At 68.4% G+C, this 16232-nt stretch carries 16 protein-coding genes; 11 read left to right on the top strand and 5 right to left on the bottom strand.

Going from position 1 to position 16232, the window contains the following annotated elements:
• Nucleotides 1-35: 35 nt before the first annotated feature.
• From AC23D6_RS17140 to AC23D6_RS17110, 7 genes are all read left to right on the top strand, one after another.
• The gene (locus AC23D6_RS17140) at nucleotides 36-1190 is read left to right on the top strand and encodes a glycosyltransferase family 4 protein (protein ID WP_487750412.1); all 1155 of its coding nucleotides are present in this window, start codon (nucleotides 36-38) and stop codon (nucleotides 1188-1190) included.
• Nucleotides 1187-2491 carry an oligosaccharide flippase family protein gene (locus AC23D6_RS17135; protein ID WP_487750411.1) on the top strand — a complete coding sequence of 435 codons (1305 nt, stop codon included), beginning with the start codon at nucleotides 1187-1189 and terminating at the stop codon, nucleotides 2489-2491. The genes AC23D6_RS17140 and AC23D6_RS17135 overlap by 4 nt, the downstream gene beginning before the upstream one ends.
• Nucleotides 2488-3624, top strand: coding sequence for a polysaccharide pyruvyl transferase family protein (locus AC23D6_RS17130; protein WP_487750410.1), 1137 nt, complete (start codon nucleotides 2488-2490; stop codon nucleotides 3622-3624). The genes AC23D6_RS17135 and AC23D6_RS17130 overlap by 4 nt, the downstream gene beginning before the upstream one ends.
• On the top strand, nucleotides 3621-4469 hold the full coding sequence (locus tag AC23D6_RS17125; RefSeq protein ID WP_487750409.1) for a glycosyltransferase family 2 protein: 849 nt from the start codon (nucleotides 3621-3623) through the stop codon (nucleotides 4467-4469). Before AC23D6_RS17130 ends, AC23D6_RS17125 begins: the two co-directional genes overlap by 4 nt.
• Before the next feature lie 4 nt (nucleotides 4470-4473).
• Complete coding sequence (locus AC23D6_RS17120; protein ID WP_487750408.1) at nucleotides 4474-5532, top strand: EpsG family protein; 1059 nt, start codon at nucleotides 4474-4476, stop codon at nucleotides 5530-5532.
• A gap of 9 nt (nucleotides 5533-5541) precedes the next feature.
• On the top strand, nucleotides 5542-6306 hold the full coding sequence (locus tag AC23D6_RS17115) for a YdcF family protein (RefSeq protein ID WP_487750407.1): 765 nt from the start codon (nucleotides 5542-5544) through the stop codon (nucleotides 6304-6306).
• A 111-nt stretch (nucleotides 6307-6417) separates the two neighbouring features.
• Nucleotides 6418-7527 carry a polysaccharide biosynthesis/export family protein gene (locus tag AC23D6_RS17110; protein ID WP_487750406.1) on the top strand — a complete coding sequence of 370 codons (1110 nt, stop codon included), beginning with the start codon at nucleotides 6418-6420 and terminating at the stop codon, nucleotides 7525-7527.
• Nucleotides 7528-7544: 17 nt separating this feature from the next.
• Here AC23D6_RS17110 and AC23D6_RS17105 read toward each other — a convergent pair whose 3' ends face one another.
• Nucleotides 7545-7922, bottom strand: a complete 378-nt coding sequence (locus AC23D6_RS17105) for a hypothetical protein (RefSeq protein WP_487750405.1) — start codon at nucleotides 7920-7922, stop codon at nucleotides 7545-7547.
• A 302-nt stretch (nucleotides 7923-8224) separates the two neighbouring features.
• Here AC23D6_RS17105 and AC23D6_RS17100 point away from each other — a divergent pair, with 302 nt between their 5' ends.
• Complete coding sequence (locus tag AC23D6_RS17100) at nucleotides 8225-8482, top strand: KGG domain-containing protein (protein ID WP_487750404.1); 258 nt, start codon at nucleotides 8225-8227, stop codon at nucleotides 8480-8482.
• Between the two features lie 24 nt (nucleotides 8483-8506).
• Here AC23D6_RS17100 and AC23D6_RS17095 read toward each other — a convergent pair whose 3' ends face one another.
• The 3 genes from AC23D6_RS17095 to cutA are packed head-to-tail and all read right to left on the bottom strand — an operon-like array spanning nucleotide 8507 to nucleotide 11725.
• Nucleotides 8507-9100 carry a TlpA family protein disulfide reductase gene (locus tag AC23D6_RS17095; protein WP_487750403.1) on the bottom strand — a complete coding sequence of 198 codons (594 nt, stop codon included), beginning with the start codon at nucleotides 9098-9100 and terminating at the stop codon, nucleotides 8507-8509.
• On the bottom strand, nucleotides 9097-11391 hold the full coding sequence (locus AC23D6_RS17090) for a protein-disulfide reductase DsbD family protein (RefSeq protein WP_487750402.1): 2295 nt from the start codon (nucleotides 11389-11391) through the stop codon (nucleotides 9097-9099). The genes AC23D6_RS17095 and AC23D6_RS17090 overlap by 4 nt, the downstream gene beginning before the upstream one ends.
• A gap of 4 nt (nucleotides 11392-11395) precedes the next feature.
• Complete coding sequence (cutA, locus tag AC23D6_RS17085) at nucleotides 11396-11725, bottom strand: divalent-cation tolerance protein CutA (RefSeq protein ID WP_487750401.1); 330 nt, start codon at nucleotides 11723-11725, stop codon at nucleotides 11396-11398.
• A gap of 206 nt (nucleotides 11726-11931) precedes the next feature.
• Between cutA and AC23D6_RS17080 the strand changes: the two genes are divergently transcribed.
• Entirely contained in the window at nucleotides 11932-12225 is a 294-nt protein-coding gene (locus AC23D6_RS17080; protein ID WP_487750400.1) for a co-chaperone GroES, read from the top strand.
• Nucleotides 12226-12357: 132 nt separating this feature from the next.
• Complete coding sequence (gene groL / locus AC23D6_RS17075) at nucleotides 12358-13995, top strand: chaperonin GroEL (RefSeq protein WP_094868221.1); 1638 nt, start codon at nucleotides 12358-12360, stop codon at nucleotides 13993-13995.
• Nucleotides 13996-14057: 62 nt separating this feature from the next.
• On the opposite strand, the gene AC23D6_RS17070 is transcribed toward groL, so the two are convergent.
• Nucleotides 14058-15371 (bottom strand): aminotransferase class V-fold PLP-dependent enzyme, encoded by a 1314-nt coding sequence (locus AC23D6_RS17070; protein WP_487750399.1) that lies wholly within the window; start codon nucleotides 15369-15371, stop codon nucleotides 14058-14060.
• 139 nt (nucleotides 15372-15510) lie between these two features.
• On the opposite strand from AC23D6_RS17070, the gene AC23D6_RS17065 reads away from it, so the two are divergent.
• The gene (locus AC23D6_RS17065) at nucleotides 15511-16122 is read left to right on the top strand and encodes a DUF6445 family protein (RefSeq protein WP_487750398.1); all 612 of its coding nucleotides are present in this window, start codon (nucleotides 15511-15513) and stop codon (nucleotides 16120-16122) included.
• Nucleotides 16123-16232 lie beyond the last annotated feature (110 nt).

The raw sequence follows: 16232 nt of genomic DNA, 5'->3' as shown, positions 1-16232 counted from the left end.
CTAGAATCCGGACGTTGCCCCGCACGGAGCCGGCCTTGAAGTTCATCCTGTTCGCCAACACCGACTGGTATCTCTACAACTTCCGTCTTTCCACCGCGCGCGCCCTGCAGGCGCGCGGCGTGGATGTGGTGATGGTGTCGCCTCCCGGCGAGTTCGGTCCGCGCTTCGCCGCGCATGGCGTACGGTGGGTGCCGCTGCGCATGCAGCGGGCGAGCCTGAATCCGCTGCGTGAAGCCGGCACGCTGGCGAGCCTGGTGGCGCTGCTACGCGAAGAGCGGCCTGACCTACTGCACAGTTTCACCCTCAAGTGCGCGGTGTACGGTGCACTCGCGGCGCGCGCGGCCCAGGTGCCCGCCTACGTGAACGCGGTGACCGGGCTGGGTTACGTGTTCGCCAGCGACCGGATGAAAGCGCGCGTGCTGCGACCGCTGGTCTCGGCGCTGATGCGCGTCGCGCTCGGCAGTGCGCGCTCGCGGGTGATCCTGCAGAACCCGGACGATGCCGAAGCCTTCCATGCCTTGCGCCTGGCGCCCGCGCACCACATCCGCCTGATCCGCAGTTCCGGTGTGGATATCGCGCGCTTCAATGCGGACGGTCGCACCGAGCATCGCGAAGGCGCGCTGCGCGTCCTGCTGGCCGCACGCCTGCTGCAGGAGAAAGGCGTGCGCGAATTCGCCGAAGCCTCGGCGCGGCTTCGCGCGGACGGTCGCGATGTGCGTTTCCTGCTGGCCGGCATGCCGGATGAAGGCAATCCGAGTTCGGTGACGCGGGAGGAGGTCGAAGGCTGGCAGGCGCAGGGCCTTGTCCACTGGCTGGGGCACGTGGACGACATGCCGGCGCTGCTGCGCGAGGTCGACGTGATGGCGCTGCCCAGCTATTACCGCGAAGGTGTGCCCAAGAGCCTGATCGAGGCCGGCGCCTGCGGTATCGCGCTGGTGACCACCGACCTGCCGGGCTGCCGCGAAGTGGTGACGCGCGATGGCCACGATGGCCTGCACGTGGTGCCGCGCAGCGCCGAATCCCTGGCACAGGTGCTGGCGCGGCTCGACGACGACCGCGCACTGCTGCGGCGGCTCGGCGCACGCGCACGGGAGAAGGCGCTGGCGGACTTCGACGAGCGCGTCGTGATCAGGCGCACCTGCGAGGTCTACGACGAGCTGCTGCCGCAGCCGCTTGCGGCGGCCGCATGAGCCATGCGCTGCCCATGCCGTGGCGTCCGGCGCTGGCCGCGCTTTCCGTGCTTTCGTTGGCGACAGCGGCGGGCGCGGCGATGGTGTTCGTGACCCAGGTGTTGCTGGCGCGCCACTTCGGCCCCGCGCAGTACGGCCTGTTCGCGTCCTCGCTGGCCACGGTCAGCCTGGTGGCGCCGTTGGCGGGGTTCGGCTTGTCCCAGTTCCGTCTGAAGGCGCACGGCGCGGAAGGCTGGGCGGCCGAGCGGTGGCAGCCGGCGTCAGCGCGCTTCATCGTCTTGACCAGTGCGGTGGCCGTGGGTGGCGTGGTGGCGTGGGCGCTCGCGGGTCCGCCGGTGGATGCGTCCACGCGTCATATGTTGTTGGTGCTGGCGCCCTTCATCCTCGGTCTTCTCGCCGTCGAGCAGATCGGCAGCAAGCTGCGGCTGGAGGAGCGGCACGCCGCGCTCGCGGGGTGGCAACTGCTGATGCCCGCGGGCCGGTTGGCGATCGCGCTGCTGGCGGTGGCCGGCCTGTCGCTCTCGATCTACGTCGTCGCCTGGGGTCACGCGCTGCTGGCGGTGGTCGCACTCACGCTTGCCTGGCCGCAGTGGCAAGCGATGCGGCGCGGTGCGTGGACATTGAAGGGCCATGGTGCACGCGATCCGATGCTCGCGCGTGATATCGCAGCGCCGGATACCCGCATGCTGTTCCGGCATGCCTGGCCGTACGGCGTGGCGGCGGTCCTGTATCCGGTGTTCTTCCAGATTGGGACGGTGTTGCTGAAGTACCTGCGTGGCGACGCCGAGGCCGGCGTCTTCGGCATCGCGCTTGCGGTGATGACCGCGATCTACCTGTTCCCGACCACCGTGTACCAGAAGTTCTTGCTCGCCCGCCTGCATCGCTGGGCCGTGCACGATCGCGCGCGCTTCCGCCAGGTGTACCGCCTGGGCTGCATCGGGATGCTGGCCAGCGGCGTGGTGGTCGGTGTGGCGTTGGCGGCGGCGTCCGGTTACGCGGTGCGGCTGTTCGGTGAACGCTATGCAGGCTTGGCGCCGCTGCTGATGGTGCTGGCGGTCTGCGTGCCGGTCCGCTTCCTGTCGACCGCCGTCGGCGCCGTGCTGCTGACGGAAGGCCAGATGCGGTTCCGCGTGGGCGCGATGCTGGCCGCTGCCGTGGCCGCCACGGCGCTCAACCTGCTGCTGATTCCCGCACACGGCGCGATGGGCGCCGCCGTCGCCACGCTGGCGGCGGAAGGCCTGCTGTTGCTGGCGATGTACCTGGGCGCACGGCGTGCCGCCGCGCTGCGGGGTGCGCCATGACGGCCCTGCGCACGGCGTTCACCGGGTACTACGGGATGCGCAACTTCGGCGACGATCTGTTCGGCGTACTCTGCGCACGCGCGGCGCAGACCTACTGGCGTGCCGCACCCTGTGTGGTGGGCCCGCCGCTGGCCTCGGCGCCCGCCCGCAGCACGATGCCGCGCCGCTACCCGGCCCGCTGGTATGGCGGCACCGGGGTGGTGGGCAAGGCCAGCCGCTGGTTGAGCTTCGCGCGCGGCGTACGCGATTGCGACGTGCTGGTGATGGGCGGTGGCTCGGTGATCACGGCGCGCGAATCGTTCCGCAAGCCGATGATGTTGGCCGCCGTCGAGCGTGGCGTACAGCTGGCCGCAGTCGGCGTGTCGATCGGCCCTTTCGACACCACGCGCGACGAGGATGCGGTCGCCGCATTCCTGCAGCGGTTCCGCTACCTGTCCGTGCGCGACGCGCGCTCGCACCAGCTGGCCCAAGCGATGGGACTGGAGGCGATCACCCATGACGGTTGCGACCTGGCCGCCCTGCTGCCCGCGCTGGGGCCGGTAGTCGCCGGCCCGGTGAAGATGCCGAACGCGCCGTTGCGCATCGGCGTGGCGCCATGCCGCTACCGCGAGGACGGCGACTATCCCGCACCGTCGCGGCAACGCTGGGAGGAACATCTGATCACGACGCTCGCGGCGTTGAGACGTACACGCGAGGTGTCGGTCGACGTGTTCAGCCTCAACGAACACCCGCAGCACGGCGATCGCGCATTGGCGCAGGCACTGGTGGACCGGCTGCGCACCGAGGGCGTGGCCGCGGAATGGCGGGGGTACGCCAGCCAGGATCCCCTGCGCACCGTGGATGCGCTCGCGGCCTGCGACGTGGTGGTGAGTGCACGCCTGCATGGCGCGATCGTCGCTTACCTGCAGGACGTGCCCTTCATGATCATCGACTACCACCCCAAGTGCCGCGACTTCGCCGATGACATCGGCCTGGACGACACGTTGCGGGTAACGGCGGCGGGTACCGGCAATCCGTTCAGCGAGGCGTTGCCTGCCTTGCTGTCGGGCGAACGGCGGCCACGCGTTTCACGCGACGCCTACGCCGCTCGGGCGCCGGACATCTTCCAATACGCACCATGGGCACGCGCATGAATCCTCACCATTCACCGTCCACGCCGCGCGGCGGCGATGCGCCGGCGCCGGTCAGCGTCGTCGTGCCGTGTTATCGCTGCAGCGACACCATCGGCGACGCCGTGGCCTCGATCGCGGCACAGCGCCGGCAGCCCGCCGAAGTGCTGCTGGTCGACGACGCCAGCGGCGACGACACGCTGGAGGCGCTGCATCGCGTCGCGGCGGAGTACCCGGCAGGCTGGGTGCAGGTAATCGCCTCGACACCGAACGCGGGGCCGTCGCGCGCACGCAACCTGGGCTGGCAACAGGCGACCCAGCCCTACATCGCCTTCCTCGACGCCGACGATACCTGGTTGCCGGACAAGCTCGCCCTGCAGATGGCGGAACTCGAACGTGACCCGGACATCGCGCTGATCGCGCATGCGATGAAGGTCGCGCCCCGTGGCGCCACGCCAGCACCGCCCCGTGGTCACGTGCGGGCGCGGGTGATCGGGCGCCGCCGCCTGTTGCTCAACAATCCGTTTCCCACCGCGTCGGTGATCCTGCGGCGCGACCTGCCGTTCCGCTTCAACGAGCGCTTCCGGCGGGTGGAGGACTTCCTGCTGTGGGCGCAGATCGGCTTCTCCGGCTACCGCTGCGTCAAGCTCAACCAGGTGCTGGCGCATTGGCATAAGCCGACCTTCGGTGCCGCCGGTCTCAGCGGCGATCTCGACGCCATGCATCGTGCAGGCAAGGACGTGCGGCGCGAGTTGCTCGCCGCCGGGCTGGTCACGCGGAGTGAGCACTGGTTCGCCCGCGGCGTTGGCCTGGTGCGGCGCGGGCGCCGGCGCATGCTGTTGCTGATGCGGACGGCGACGGCGCGGTGACCGCATGAAAGGGACGGGCACTCCGTTAGCGTACCTGCCTCCCGTCGCGACGCCGCAGGCGAGCGCCGCGCGCGGGTTGGGCGTGGTGTGGTTGCTGCTCGTGGCGTTGTTCGGCTGCTGGCTGGTCGGCAGCCGGTCGCTGGAGATCGGGTCCGACACGGAGACGTACGCCGGCTTCTTCGAGAGCCTGGACCAAGGCGTGCCAGATACGCGCCTGGAACCCGGCTTCGCCTACCTGAGCTACGGTCTTCGCCTGCTCGGCCTCGGCGTGCCCGGCTACCAGGCCGTGCTGTTCGCATTGCTGCTGCTGGGCGTGGCCATCGCCGTGCGGATCAACCATCGCGCGTTCCCGCCGACGCAGGCGTACGCGACGTTGTTGTGCGCCTCATTGCTGTGGCTGTTCGTCTCGCCGATGTTCGTCAATGCCTCGATCAACGCCATCCGCCAGGGGCTGGCGGCGCCGCTCGTGTTCGCGGCATTGCTGTGCTTTCAACAGCGTCGCTGGTGGGGCTTCGCGGTGCTGGGGGCGGTCGCTGCCAGTCTGCACGTCTCCTCGCTGCTGTACCTGGCCTGTGCGCCCGCGCTGCTGTTGAAAACCACTGCGCTGCGTGCCGTGGTGGCACTGGCCTTCGTGGCCTACATCAGCGGCGTCTCCATGAAGGTCGTCGGCGTGGTGTCGCCGGCGCTCTACACCACCGTGATGGAGTACACCGCGAACGACAACTATCGTGCGGGTGTGCGCATCGATTTCGCGGTGTTCTCGGTCTTCTGGTACGTGCTGGTGCTGGCTGTTTCGCCCTGGGTACAGCCGGCGGCACGCAAACCCCTACAGGATGCGGCATCGGCCTATCTGGTGATGCTGCTGCCGTTCTTCGTGATCGGATGGGGCTACTTCTCCAATCGCTATCTGCTGCCCGGGTGGCTGGCGGTGTCGCTGATCCTGGCCGCGGCCTGCTGCTACAGCCGCATCGCGCCGCTGCGCCAACCGTTGCTGCTGGGGGCAGGCCTGGCGGCCGCCTGCGGGGTGCTGTTCTTCTATGTCAGTCGCGGCATCGTCATCTGAGGCCGGCCGATGAAGACGCTGGCCGAACTCGTGGTATCGCTCAGCTATCCGCCAGCGCTTTCGCTGTGCCTGTTGGGCATCGCGCTGGTGGCATGGGTGCTGCGGCGCAGGTGGATCGCCGGGGGCGTGGCCGGCCTGGCGCTGGCGTGGTCGCTGTTGTGGTCGATCCCGTTCGCCTCGGAGACGCTGCGCGGGGTGCTGGAACATCGCTATGCGATCCGCGATGCGTCGGCGTTGCCACGCGCGGATGCGATCGTCGTGCTGGGTGGCGGCGGCAACTACGCCTGGCTCGACCGGACCGACGTGGACCCGGCGAAGCTGCGCAGCAGCCGGCTCGCCGCCGGGGCGCGCGCGTGGCACGCCGGCAAGGCGTCGAAGGTCATCCTCAGCGGCGGGGGCGTCGGCAACACCACCGAAGCGCGCCGCATGGCCGATGCGATCCAGCGCCTGGGTGTGCCGCATGACGCGCTGTTGCTCGAGGAGCGCAGCCACGACACGCGCGACAACGCACGCTTCAGCACGGCCCTGCTCGAGGCCGACCAAGGCGGTCGCCACGTGCTGCTGGTGACCTCCGCGCTGCACATGCCGCGCGCCACGCTGCTCTTCACCCAGGCCGGCGCCGAGGTGACGCCTGTGCCGGTGCCTGAGGGACGACCCGCGGAAGGCCTGCGTGGACGCTGGTTGCCCTCGCGGCGCGCGCTGTGGCGCAGTGGCCGCGCCTTCAAGGAATTCGCGGCGTTGACTGCGGCCTGGATCGGCGCGCAGACGCATTAATCCACGGTTGGGCTGCTTCCGTCGTTCTCTTCACGCCGCCGTTGCCACGATCCGGAGCACGACCGCGACGGCATGCGCCGGCGCAATCCAGACTTCACGAGGTGCCCGCTGGTGAATATCCAACGTCCTGTCCAAGTCCTGCTCGCCACGGCGATCATCGCGTCGTTGTCGGCGTGTTCACTGGGTCCCGGCCAACGCATGATGCGCAACGCCAGCGTGCCCAGCGGTGATGGCGAAGCGCAGAGCGACGTGCGCATGGTCCCGATCACGCAGTCACTGGTGGCAGCGCCACGCACCGCCGTCGCGCTGCCGCCAGCGCTGGCGCAGTACCAGCCCGAGGCCTACCGCATCCAGCCGGGCGATACCCTGATCGTCACGGTGTGGGACCACCCCGAACTCACCACGCCGGCGGGCAACCAGCAGCAGGCGGCCACCAATGGCCGTCTGGTGCAGCCGGATGGCAGTTTCTTCTTCCCGTACACAGGCAAGCTCAACGTCACCGACATGACGATCGAGCAGGTGCGCAGCACGCTGGCGAGTCGTTTGAGCCAGTACCTGAAGTCGCCGCAGGTCGACGTCAATGTCGTCGGCCATGGCGCGAAGGTCACCCTGCAGGGTGCATTCGAAGACACCACGCCGCAGGAATTCACCACCGTGCCGCTCACGCTGGCGCAGGCGGTGGGCCGCGCGCGGATCAACGTGGAGGAAGCCGACCTGTCGGGCTTCGTGCTGACGCGCGACGGGACCGACTATCCCCTCGACCTGGATGCCTTGAACCGCGGCGGCACCGTCGCCGCCGACGTTTACCTCAAGCCGGGCGATCGCCTGCACATGCCGTTCAACGACCGCAAGCAGGTCTACGTGATCGGCGAAGTGCTGCGCCCGCAGGCGCTGACCTTCAAGACCACGGACATGAGCCTGACCCAGGCGCTGGGCCGGACCGGCGGGCTCAATCCCGTCACGGCGAAAGGCGGCGCGGTCTACGTGATCCGCGGCATGGAGGACACCTCGCACGAGCAGGCGACGGTGTACCACCTCGATGCGACCTCGCCGGTGGCGTTCACGCTGGCGGACCGCTTCTCGCTGCGGCCCGGCGACGTGGTCTGGGTCGGTCCGGCGGGCGTGACGCGCTGGAATCGCTTCCTGACCCAGTTGCTGCCGTTGTCCGGCATCATCAGCAATGCGGCCGCGGCGCAGTACAACTTCGACCGCGGCAACTGACCGTGGCGCGATGCGCGTCAGGCGTCCAGTGTTTCTTCCTCGCGCGCATAGGGCAACGGCCGCGCGGTCAGCGACAGCGCAGGTGACGGACGCGTCGCAGCCGAGGCGTGCGACGCCTTCATGCGCGCGGCCAACACGCGCAGGCGGTCGGTGCGCGACAGCGCCCATCGCGCGGACCAGCGCATGCCGGCGGGAACGGAACGCACGGCGACATTGGGCTGCGGTTGTCGGGGATCGTCCAGCAACACCACCACGAGCCAGCCGCCGCGGCATGCACTCACTTCCAATACGGGATGGCCATCCAGGTCGAGCCGAGCGCCACTCCAGTCGTCGTCGGGCGTGGCTTCGATCCACTGGAAATCGTCGGGGAGTTTCATCGGGACAGCCTTGGTCATGGGGAGAACCTTCTCGCTTGCACGGGGGAGGAAGTGATCGCAGGGCGCGATCGGGTCCGTCATCGACGGACACAACGTGGATCTTCGCGGAGAAATGCGAATGTTCTTGTTCGAGTGCCCCGATCATAAGGACTGCGAAAGCGTCACGACGATTTCTGTTGAGCCCGCTTCAGCAACAAGCCAGTGATGTGGGCATGCGTGCACTGCGTCACACCGAGTCATGTGGATGAACGACATTCACGCGCTCATCGCATCGCATCGCGCGTTTCCAACGGTTGCGTCCGCTTGTGTGGATGAGCGCGATGACTGAGAAGAAGCGCAAGTGGGGCTTCGCGCTGCTGACGCCGGAGCAGCGCAAGGAGATCGCGAGCAAGGGCGGTCGCGCGGCACAGAAGCGTGGGCGCGCGCATCAGTTCGACAGCGAGGATGCACGCGAGGCCGGCAAGAAGGGCGGCGCGAAAGTCAGCCAGGATCGCGCGCACATGGCGCGCATCGGTGCCAAGGGTGGACGCGTGCGCCCGGGCGACCGGCAGGCGCCACGCGACGAAGAAGCGGAATGAGCGGCGCGTCGTGCGCCGGCTGGATCAGTCGACCCAGCCGCTGATCTCGCCATGCGCGAAGGGGCCGATCTTCTGTCGTGCGATGCGACCGTCGGCGTCCACCAGCACGGTATATGGCAGCACGCCTTTCGCATTGCCCAGCCACACGCTGGCATCGGCGGGGCCTGGTGTGTCCAGCACGATCGGATAGCGCACCGGCACGCGCGCGGTGAAGTCGCGCACGCCTTCCGGCGTATCGAGGGCGAGGCCGATCACCTGCACGCCCTCTGCGCCCTGCGTGGCGGCGAAGCGATCGAGCTCCGGCATCTCTTCGATGCACGGCCCGCACCAGCTCGCCCACACGTTGATCAGCAGCCGTTTGCCAGCGTAGCGCGCGCGCAGGTCGACGACGGCGCCGTCCAGTCCGGGCAACGCGATGGCGGGCATGGGGTCGCCGATGCCCGCGGGCGTGACGCCGGTCGCGGGCGCGGGCGCGGTGGCTTTCGTCGCCGCGTGCAGGGCGCGCTCACCCACCTGCGTGCGCCAGAACGGATTGCCGTTGAACCACAGGCTGGCCAGCAGGCCCAGGCCGCCCGCGGCCACCGCCACGAGCAGCACGCGTGCGGTGTTCGCCTTCATCGGGCGGCGCGCTCGAAGGCCTGGCGCATGCCGTCCTGCGTGAGCACGGTCGGCAGCACTTCGCCGGCGCCGCCACCGCGCGGATACATCACGTACAACGGCACGCCGACGGCACCATGTTCTTCGAGGAAGGCGGTGATGGCCGGGTCCACGTTCGTCCAGTCGCCCGTCATCATCACGGCGTCGTGGCGGGCGAGCAGTTCGCGGAACGCGGGCGTGTTGAGCACCGCCTTCTCGTTCGCCTTGCAGGTCACGCACCAGTCCGCCGTCATGTCGACGAAGACGATGCGCCCCTCGGCACGCAGCGTGCCCAGCGCTTCGGCGGAGTAGGCGACGTGGTCCGCGCCCCGCGTCGTGATCGCGGACTGCTTCGGCAGGCGATGCGCGACCACCAACGGCACCACCGACGCCGCCACCAGCAGCACGGCCAGCACGCGCTGCAGCGGGGCCGTGCGCAAGCGCAGGCGCTGCCACCACCACAGGCCCAGCGTCAACACAACCAGGCCGGCGAGCGCGAGGCCGATCGCGTCGACGCCGCGCTGGTTGCCCAACACCCACAGCAGCCACGCCGCGGTGAGGTACATGGGGAACGCGAGCACCTGTTTGAGCGTGTCCATCCACGCGCCCGGGCGTGGCAAGCGATTGGCCAGCGCCGGCACGAAGCCGATCAGCAGGAACGGCAGCGCCAGGCCCAGGCCGAGCATCGCGAAGACCAGCAGGCCCTGCACGCCCGGCGCGGTGAAGGCGTAGGCCAGCGCGACGCCCATGAACGGCGCGGTGCACGGACTGGCGACGACGACGGCGAGGACGCCGGTAAAGAAGTCGCCGGCCGGGCCGCTGCGCGTTGCAAGGCCGTGGCCGGCACCTGCAAGGCGATGGCCGACGCTGAACACGCCCGACAGGCTCAGGCCCACGGCGAACATGACGTAGGCGAGCACGCCCACCACCCACGGCTGCTGCAGTTGGAAGCCCCAGCCCAGCGCCTGGCCCGCATAGCGCAGCGCGATCGCGATCGCGCCCACCGTGATGAAGCTGACCAGCACGCCAGCCGTGTACCAGAGTGCGCGCCGGCGAGCATCGTTGCCACCGCGGCCGCTCTCGGCCAGCGACAGCGCTTTCAGCGACAGGATCGGCAACACGCACGGCATCAGGTTGAGCACCAGGCCACCCAGCAGCGCGAAGGCGAACGCCGTCAGCAGCGACATGGAGCCGTAGCCGTACGCACTGCTGCGTGCAAGTACGTTCTTCGGCGGCTGCGTGCGCGCGATGTCGGTGGTCGCACCGTCGCCGCGCACGGGCGACGTGGGCGCCGTCGTTGGAACCTCGGCCGGCGTGGCCACCGGCGCCACCGTGGCGGGCGCTTCCGTCACCGGCGCATCCGTCGGCGTCACCGTACCGGCGGGGATCGCGAGCTTCACCCGGCGCGTCATCGGCGGGTAGCAGATGCCGTCGGTCTGGCAGCCCTGGAAGGTCACCCGCAACGTCGCCGTCACGGCCTGGGCGGTGTCGCGTTTCAGCGGCACCGGCACTTCGGCCTGATCGAAGTAGACGGTGACGTCGCCGAAATGCTCGTCGCGGTGCGCCTTGCCTTTCGGCCAGCGCGGCGCCTGCAGCGATACGCCCTGCGCGCCTTCCAATGCCATCGAGGTGCGGTCGCGGTAGACGTAGTAGCCGCGCGCCGGGGTGAAGCGCAGCAGCAGTTCGTTGCCGTTGAACGCGATTGCCTCGAACGCGAACGCCTGTTCTTCCGGCAGCGGCAACGCGTCGACGCCGGGCTGCGCCTTCTGCCCCAGCAGGCCGCCCCGGGTCGCCCCCGCGCCCAGCGGGACGAAGGCTTCGTCCGCGGCGGGAGGCAGCGAAACTTTCAGCGTGCGCGTCTGCGGTGGGTAGCAGATGCCGGCATCCGCGCAGCCCTGGTATTTGATCTTCAGGCTGACGCTGTCGGTGCCCGGCGCCGGACGGCCGGGCAAGGTGGCGACCAGTTCGCCGCGATAGGTCTCCACATCACCGAAGAACTCGTCGCGATAGGCCTTGCCCTTCGGCAGCTGCAGCGGCTGCGCCGCGAAGCCCGGATCGGCCTCCACGCCGGTCCGGTGCCGGTACAGGTAATAACCCTCGGTGATCTTCCAGCGCACCTCGATGCGGTCGCGCGTCGGCGCGCTGGCCGTCAGCACGAAGGCGTCGTCCACCGGCAGCAGATCGTCCTGGGTGATCGCGGCGGAGGCGGCGGGCGCCACCAGCACGCCCAGGGGCAGCAGCAGACGGGCGAACAGGGTACGGATCGGGATCATCGGCTCACTCGGGGCGGGCCTCGGCCCGGGTTTCCACGACGACCCAGTCCAGGTAGGCGGGCAGGCCGGCGGTTTCGACCGCCAGGATCTCCGGCAGTTCATACGGATGCAGCTCGGCGAGCCGGGCCATCAGGGCTTCGCGCCGGTCGGCGGAGGTCTTGGCCAGCAACTGGACCTCGGTGGCCTGCTCCACCTGGCCCTGCCAGCGGTAGGTCGAGGTCACGCCCGGCAACAGGCTGACGCAGGCGGCCAGGCGTTCCTCCACCAGGATCCGCGACAGCCGCTGGGCGGTGTCGGCGTCCGGGCAGGTCGACAGGATCAGGAAGACAGGCATGGGCGGGCGATTATCGCAGACCCGTCCGTTCCGGCCGGGCTGAAAATTTTTTCGCCCCGGCCCTTGAAAGGCGCGGGTGCCCACCCAACATCGGACGGCATCCGGCCTTGCCGGGTTTTTGCGTCCGCGACGTTGGCACTCTCTGCAGGAGACTGCTAACATCGCCGCCCCTTTCCTAGTCCAATCAATCACTTAAGAGGATTGACATGAGCAACATCAAGCCGCTGTACGACCGCGTGGTGGTCAAGCCGATCGAAGCCGAAGAGACCTCGCTCGGCGGCATCATCATCCCCGACGCCGCCAAGGAAAAGCCCACCAAGGGTGAAGTCATCGCCGTCGGCGAAGGCAAGTTCGTCGAGGCCACCGGTGGCGTGCGCGCCCCGAAGGTCAAGGTCGGCGACAAGGTGATCTACGGCCAGTACTCGGGTTCGGCCTACAAGCAGGACGGCGTCGAGTACAAGATCATCAAGGAAGACGACGTTCTCGCGATCCTCGGCTGACGCCGAGGCGGGATTCGGCATACGAGATTCGGGATTCGCAACAGCGACATCGCTGCACGCGCCCGATCTCTCCCGAAGTCCCGCTTTCCCTCGAATCCCGCATCTCCAATCTCGAATCCCGGAGTTTTTACAATGGCTGCCAAAGATATCCGTTTCGGTGAAGACGCCCGTACGCGCATGGTGCGCGGCGTGAACATCCTCGCCAATGCCGTCAAGGCAACCCTCGGCCCGAAGGGCCGCAACGTCGTGCTCGAGAAGAGCTTCGGCGCCCCGACCATCACCAAGGACGGCGTGTCCGTCGCCAAGGAAATCGAACTGGCCGACAAGTTCGAGAACATGGGCGCGCAGATGGTCAAGGAAGTCGCGTCCAAGACCTCCGACAACGCCGGTGACGGCACCACCACCGCCACCGTGCTGGCGCAGGCGTTCATCCGCGAAGGCTCCAAGGCCGTCGCCGCCGGCATGAACCCGATGGACCTCAAGCGCGGCATCGACCAGGCCGTGAAGGCCGCCGTCGAAGAGCTGAAGAAGCTGTCCAAGCCCACCGCCGACGACAAGGCGATCGCCCAGGTCGGCACGATCTCGGCCAACTCCGACAGCAACATCGGCGACATCATCGCCGAGGCCATGAAGAAGGTCGGCAAGGAAGGCGTGATCACCGTTGAAGAAGGCTCGGGCCTGGAGAACGAACTCGACGTCGTCGAGGGCATGCAGTTCGACCGCGGCTACCTGTCGCCGTACTTCATCAACAACCAGCAGTCGCAGCAGGTCGAATTCGACGACCCCTTCATCCTGATCCACGACAAGAAGGTCTCCAACGTCCGCGAATTGCTGCCGGTGCTGGAAGGCGTCGCCAAGGCCGGCAAGCCGCTGCTGATCGTGGCCGAGGAAGTGGAAGGCGAAGCCCTCGCCACACTGGTGGTCAACACCATCCGCGGCATCGTCAAGGTCGCCGCCGTCAAGGCGCCGGGCTTCGGTGACCGCCGCAAGGCCATCCTGGAAGACATCGCCACGCTGACCAACGGCACGGTGATCTCCGAGGAAGTCGGCCTGCAACTGGAGAAGGCCACCATCAACGACCTGGGCCGTGCGAAGAAGGTCGTGGTCTCGAAGGAGAACACCACCATCATCGACGGCGCCGGCGATGCCGAGCGCATCCAGTCGCGCATCAAGCAGATCAAGGCGCAGATCGAAGAGACCTCTTCGGACTACGACCGCGAGAAGCTGCAGGAACGCGTGGCCAAGCTGGCCGGCGGTGTGGCCGTGATCAAGGTCGGTGCCTCGACCGAAATCGAAATGAAGGAAAAGAAGGCCCGCGTCGAAGACGCCCTGCACGCCACGCGTGCGGCGGTGGAAGAAGGCGTGGTCCCGGGCGGTGGCGTCGCGCTGATCCGCGCGCTGCAGAGCATCGGCACCCTGAAGGGCGCCAACGAAGACCAGAACCACGGCATCCAGATCGCCCTGCGCGCGATGGAAGCCCCGCTGCGCGAGATCGTCACCAACGCCGGCGAAGAGCCGTCGGTGATCGTCAACCGCGTCAAGGAAGGTTCGGGCAACTTCGGCTACAACGCCGCCAACGGCGAGTTCGGCGACATGATCGAGTTCGGCATCCTGGACCCGACCAAGGTCACCCGTTCGGCCCTGCAGAACGCGGCATCCATCGCCGGCCTGATGATCACCACCGAAGCGATGGTGGCCGAAGCGCCGAAGAAGGAAGAGCCGGCCGCTCCGGGCGGCGGCATGGGCGGCATGGGCGGCATGGACTTCTAAGTCCCGCTTCCCGCGTCACCGTTCCGAGAAGGGCCCCGCAGCGATGCGGGGCCCTTTTTTCGTCAACCCGAAATCGCACGCACCGCGCGCAAGGCCTCGTCGACTTCGGCGGGCGTGTTCACCAGGCTCGGCGCCAGCCGGGCATAGCTGACGGCATACGGACTGGTGCTGGCGACGATGCGGCGCGCGAGCAGCTGTTTCACGATGTCGGTGGGTCCCACGCCCTCGATCTCGAAGGCGACCAGTCCCGCCGACAAGGCCGCCGCGCGGGGTGTGTACATCTTGACCTTCGACAGCGAGGCCAGGCCTTGCTTTAGCTGGTCGTTCATCGCGGTGATGCGGGCGGCGACGCGCGGGCGCTGCATCTGCTTGTGCATGCGGAAGGCGGCTCCCATTGCCCATTGGTGTTCGAAGGCGTGGAAGCCGCCCGGCATCATCCGCGCCGCGTTCGCGGGGCCGGCCGGCGGGCGATCTTCGGTCCAAGCGTTGTAGCTCTCGATCTCGGTGAAGTTGGGCACCAGCGGCCGCAGGCGGCCCCAGTTCGCCGCGTTCGCCCACACCAACCCGGTGCCGCGTGGCGCGAACATCCACTTGTGCGTGCCGGCGCAGAAATAGTCCGCGCCCATCGTGGCGACGGTGTCGTCGACGGCGCCGAGGCCGTGCACCCCATCGACCACCAGCAGCGGCGGGTCGGGAAGGCCGCGCAGCATCGCGGCGATCTCGCGTATCGGCAGGCGGATGCCGGTGCTGGAGTGCACCCAGGTGATGCCGACCACGCGCGTGGCCGGTCGTACCGCTGCTTTCAGGTTGCCGACGATCTCGTCGACGCTGGCGTCCGCGGACGAGGCGAACAGCGCGATCTTGCGCATCGAGGCGCCGGCGCGCGCGGTGGCCAGCCGGATCGATTCATGGTGCGAGTAGTGGTCGTGCACGGTGGTCAGCACTTCATCGCCGGCCTTCAGTGGCAGCCCGTGGTAGACCAGCGCGAGGCCTTCGGTGGTGCTGCGGGTCAGGCAGACTTCGTTGGCGCGTCCACCCAGGTAGTCGGCGGCCTCGGTGCAAACCTGCAGGGGCAGGTTGTGCGCATCGTCCTCGAACATCGCGCGTTCGACGAACAGGAACGGATTGGCGTCCATCGCGCGCCGATAGCCTTCCAGCGCCTCGCGTACCGGCGTCGGATGGCTGGCGATGAAGAACGAGGCGAAATGTAGGTAGGCCGGGTCCAGCGCGAACTGCGCGCGCACGGTTTCCCAGTCGGAGAGGTCGGGCAGGGCGGGGGTCTGAGCGGCGACTGCGGCCAGCACGGGGCCGGGCAGCAGTGCGGAGGCGGCGAGCGCGGCAGGGGCCGCGAGCAGGTGTCGGCGGGACAGGGCCATGGTGTATCGGAGCCGGTGGCGTCGCCGGGTGCGACAGAGGGGCCAACGCGAGCGCGCGCGCGGTGCGGTCACCGTTCGGCGGCGGAGCCGGGGCGGGGGAGCTTGTCGGCGTTCCAGCGTCCGGATAGCCTCGACGCCCATGCCTACCTCGCTGCTGGTCGTGGATGATTTCCTGGGAGCCCGTGATGCGCTGGCCTTGCGTGAGGCCGGTCTCAGGCTGACCTATCCCCCAGACCAGAAAGGGGCATTTCCGGGCCGCAATTCGGTGGAGAGGGTCGAGATCGACGGCCTTACCGAGGCCGTCTCGCGCCTGGTGGGGGAGAAACTGCGTGCCGCCCCGCCGCCCCAATCCCATGCGAAGTTCCGCATCACGCTGGCCGGCGACGTTGGCCGCGCGAAGGTGCACATCGACAAGGCCCACTGGTCCGGCGTGCTGTATCTCAGTCGGCCGGAAGATTGCCGCGGCGGCACCGAGTTCTTTCGCCATCTGCCGACCCAGAGCGACCGGGCCCCGATGACCGACCAGGAGCTGGCCGCAGCCGGTTTCTCGTCCCAGGAGCAGATGTACCAGGAGATCGTTAGCAAGCACACCGTGGACGACAGCAAGTGGGAGATGACGATGCGCGTCCCGATGCGCTTCAACCGCCTGCTGATGCTGCGCCCATGGCTGTGGCATACGGCCGGGGAAGCCTTCGGCAATACGCTGGAAGACGGGCGATTGGTCTATCTGCTGTTCTTCGAAGTCGCGTGAACCGCTGCACCACGTTGCAGATGAAACATTCGCGCGCCCGCAAAAGGCGTGCTATCACTACGCCCCAATGAATCCGACCCGCGCCCGCTTTTGGTTTTGGTATTACCGCG

Source organism: Pseudoxanthomonas sp. G3 (assembly GCF_057654715.1).
The sequence above is the reverse complement of the archived record's forward strand: the minus strand, read 5'-3'. Positions and strand labels throughout refer to the sequence as shown.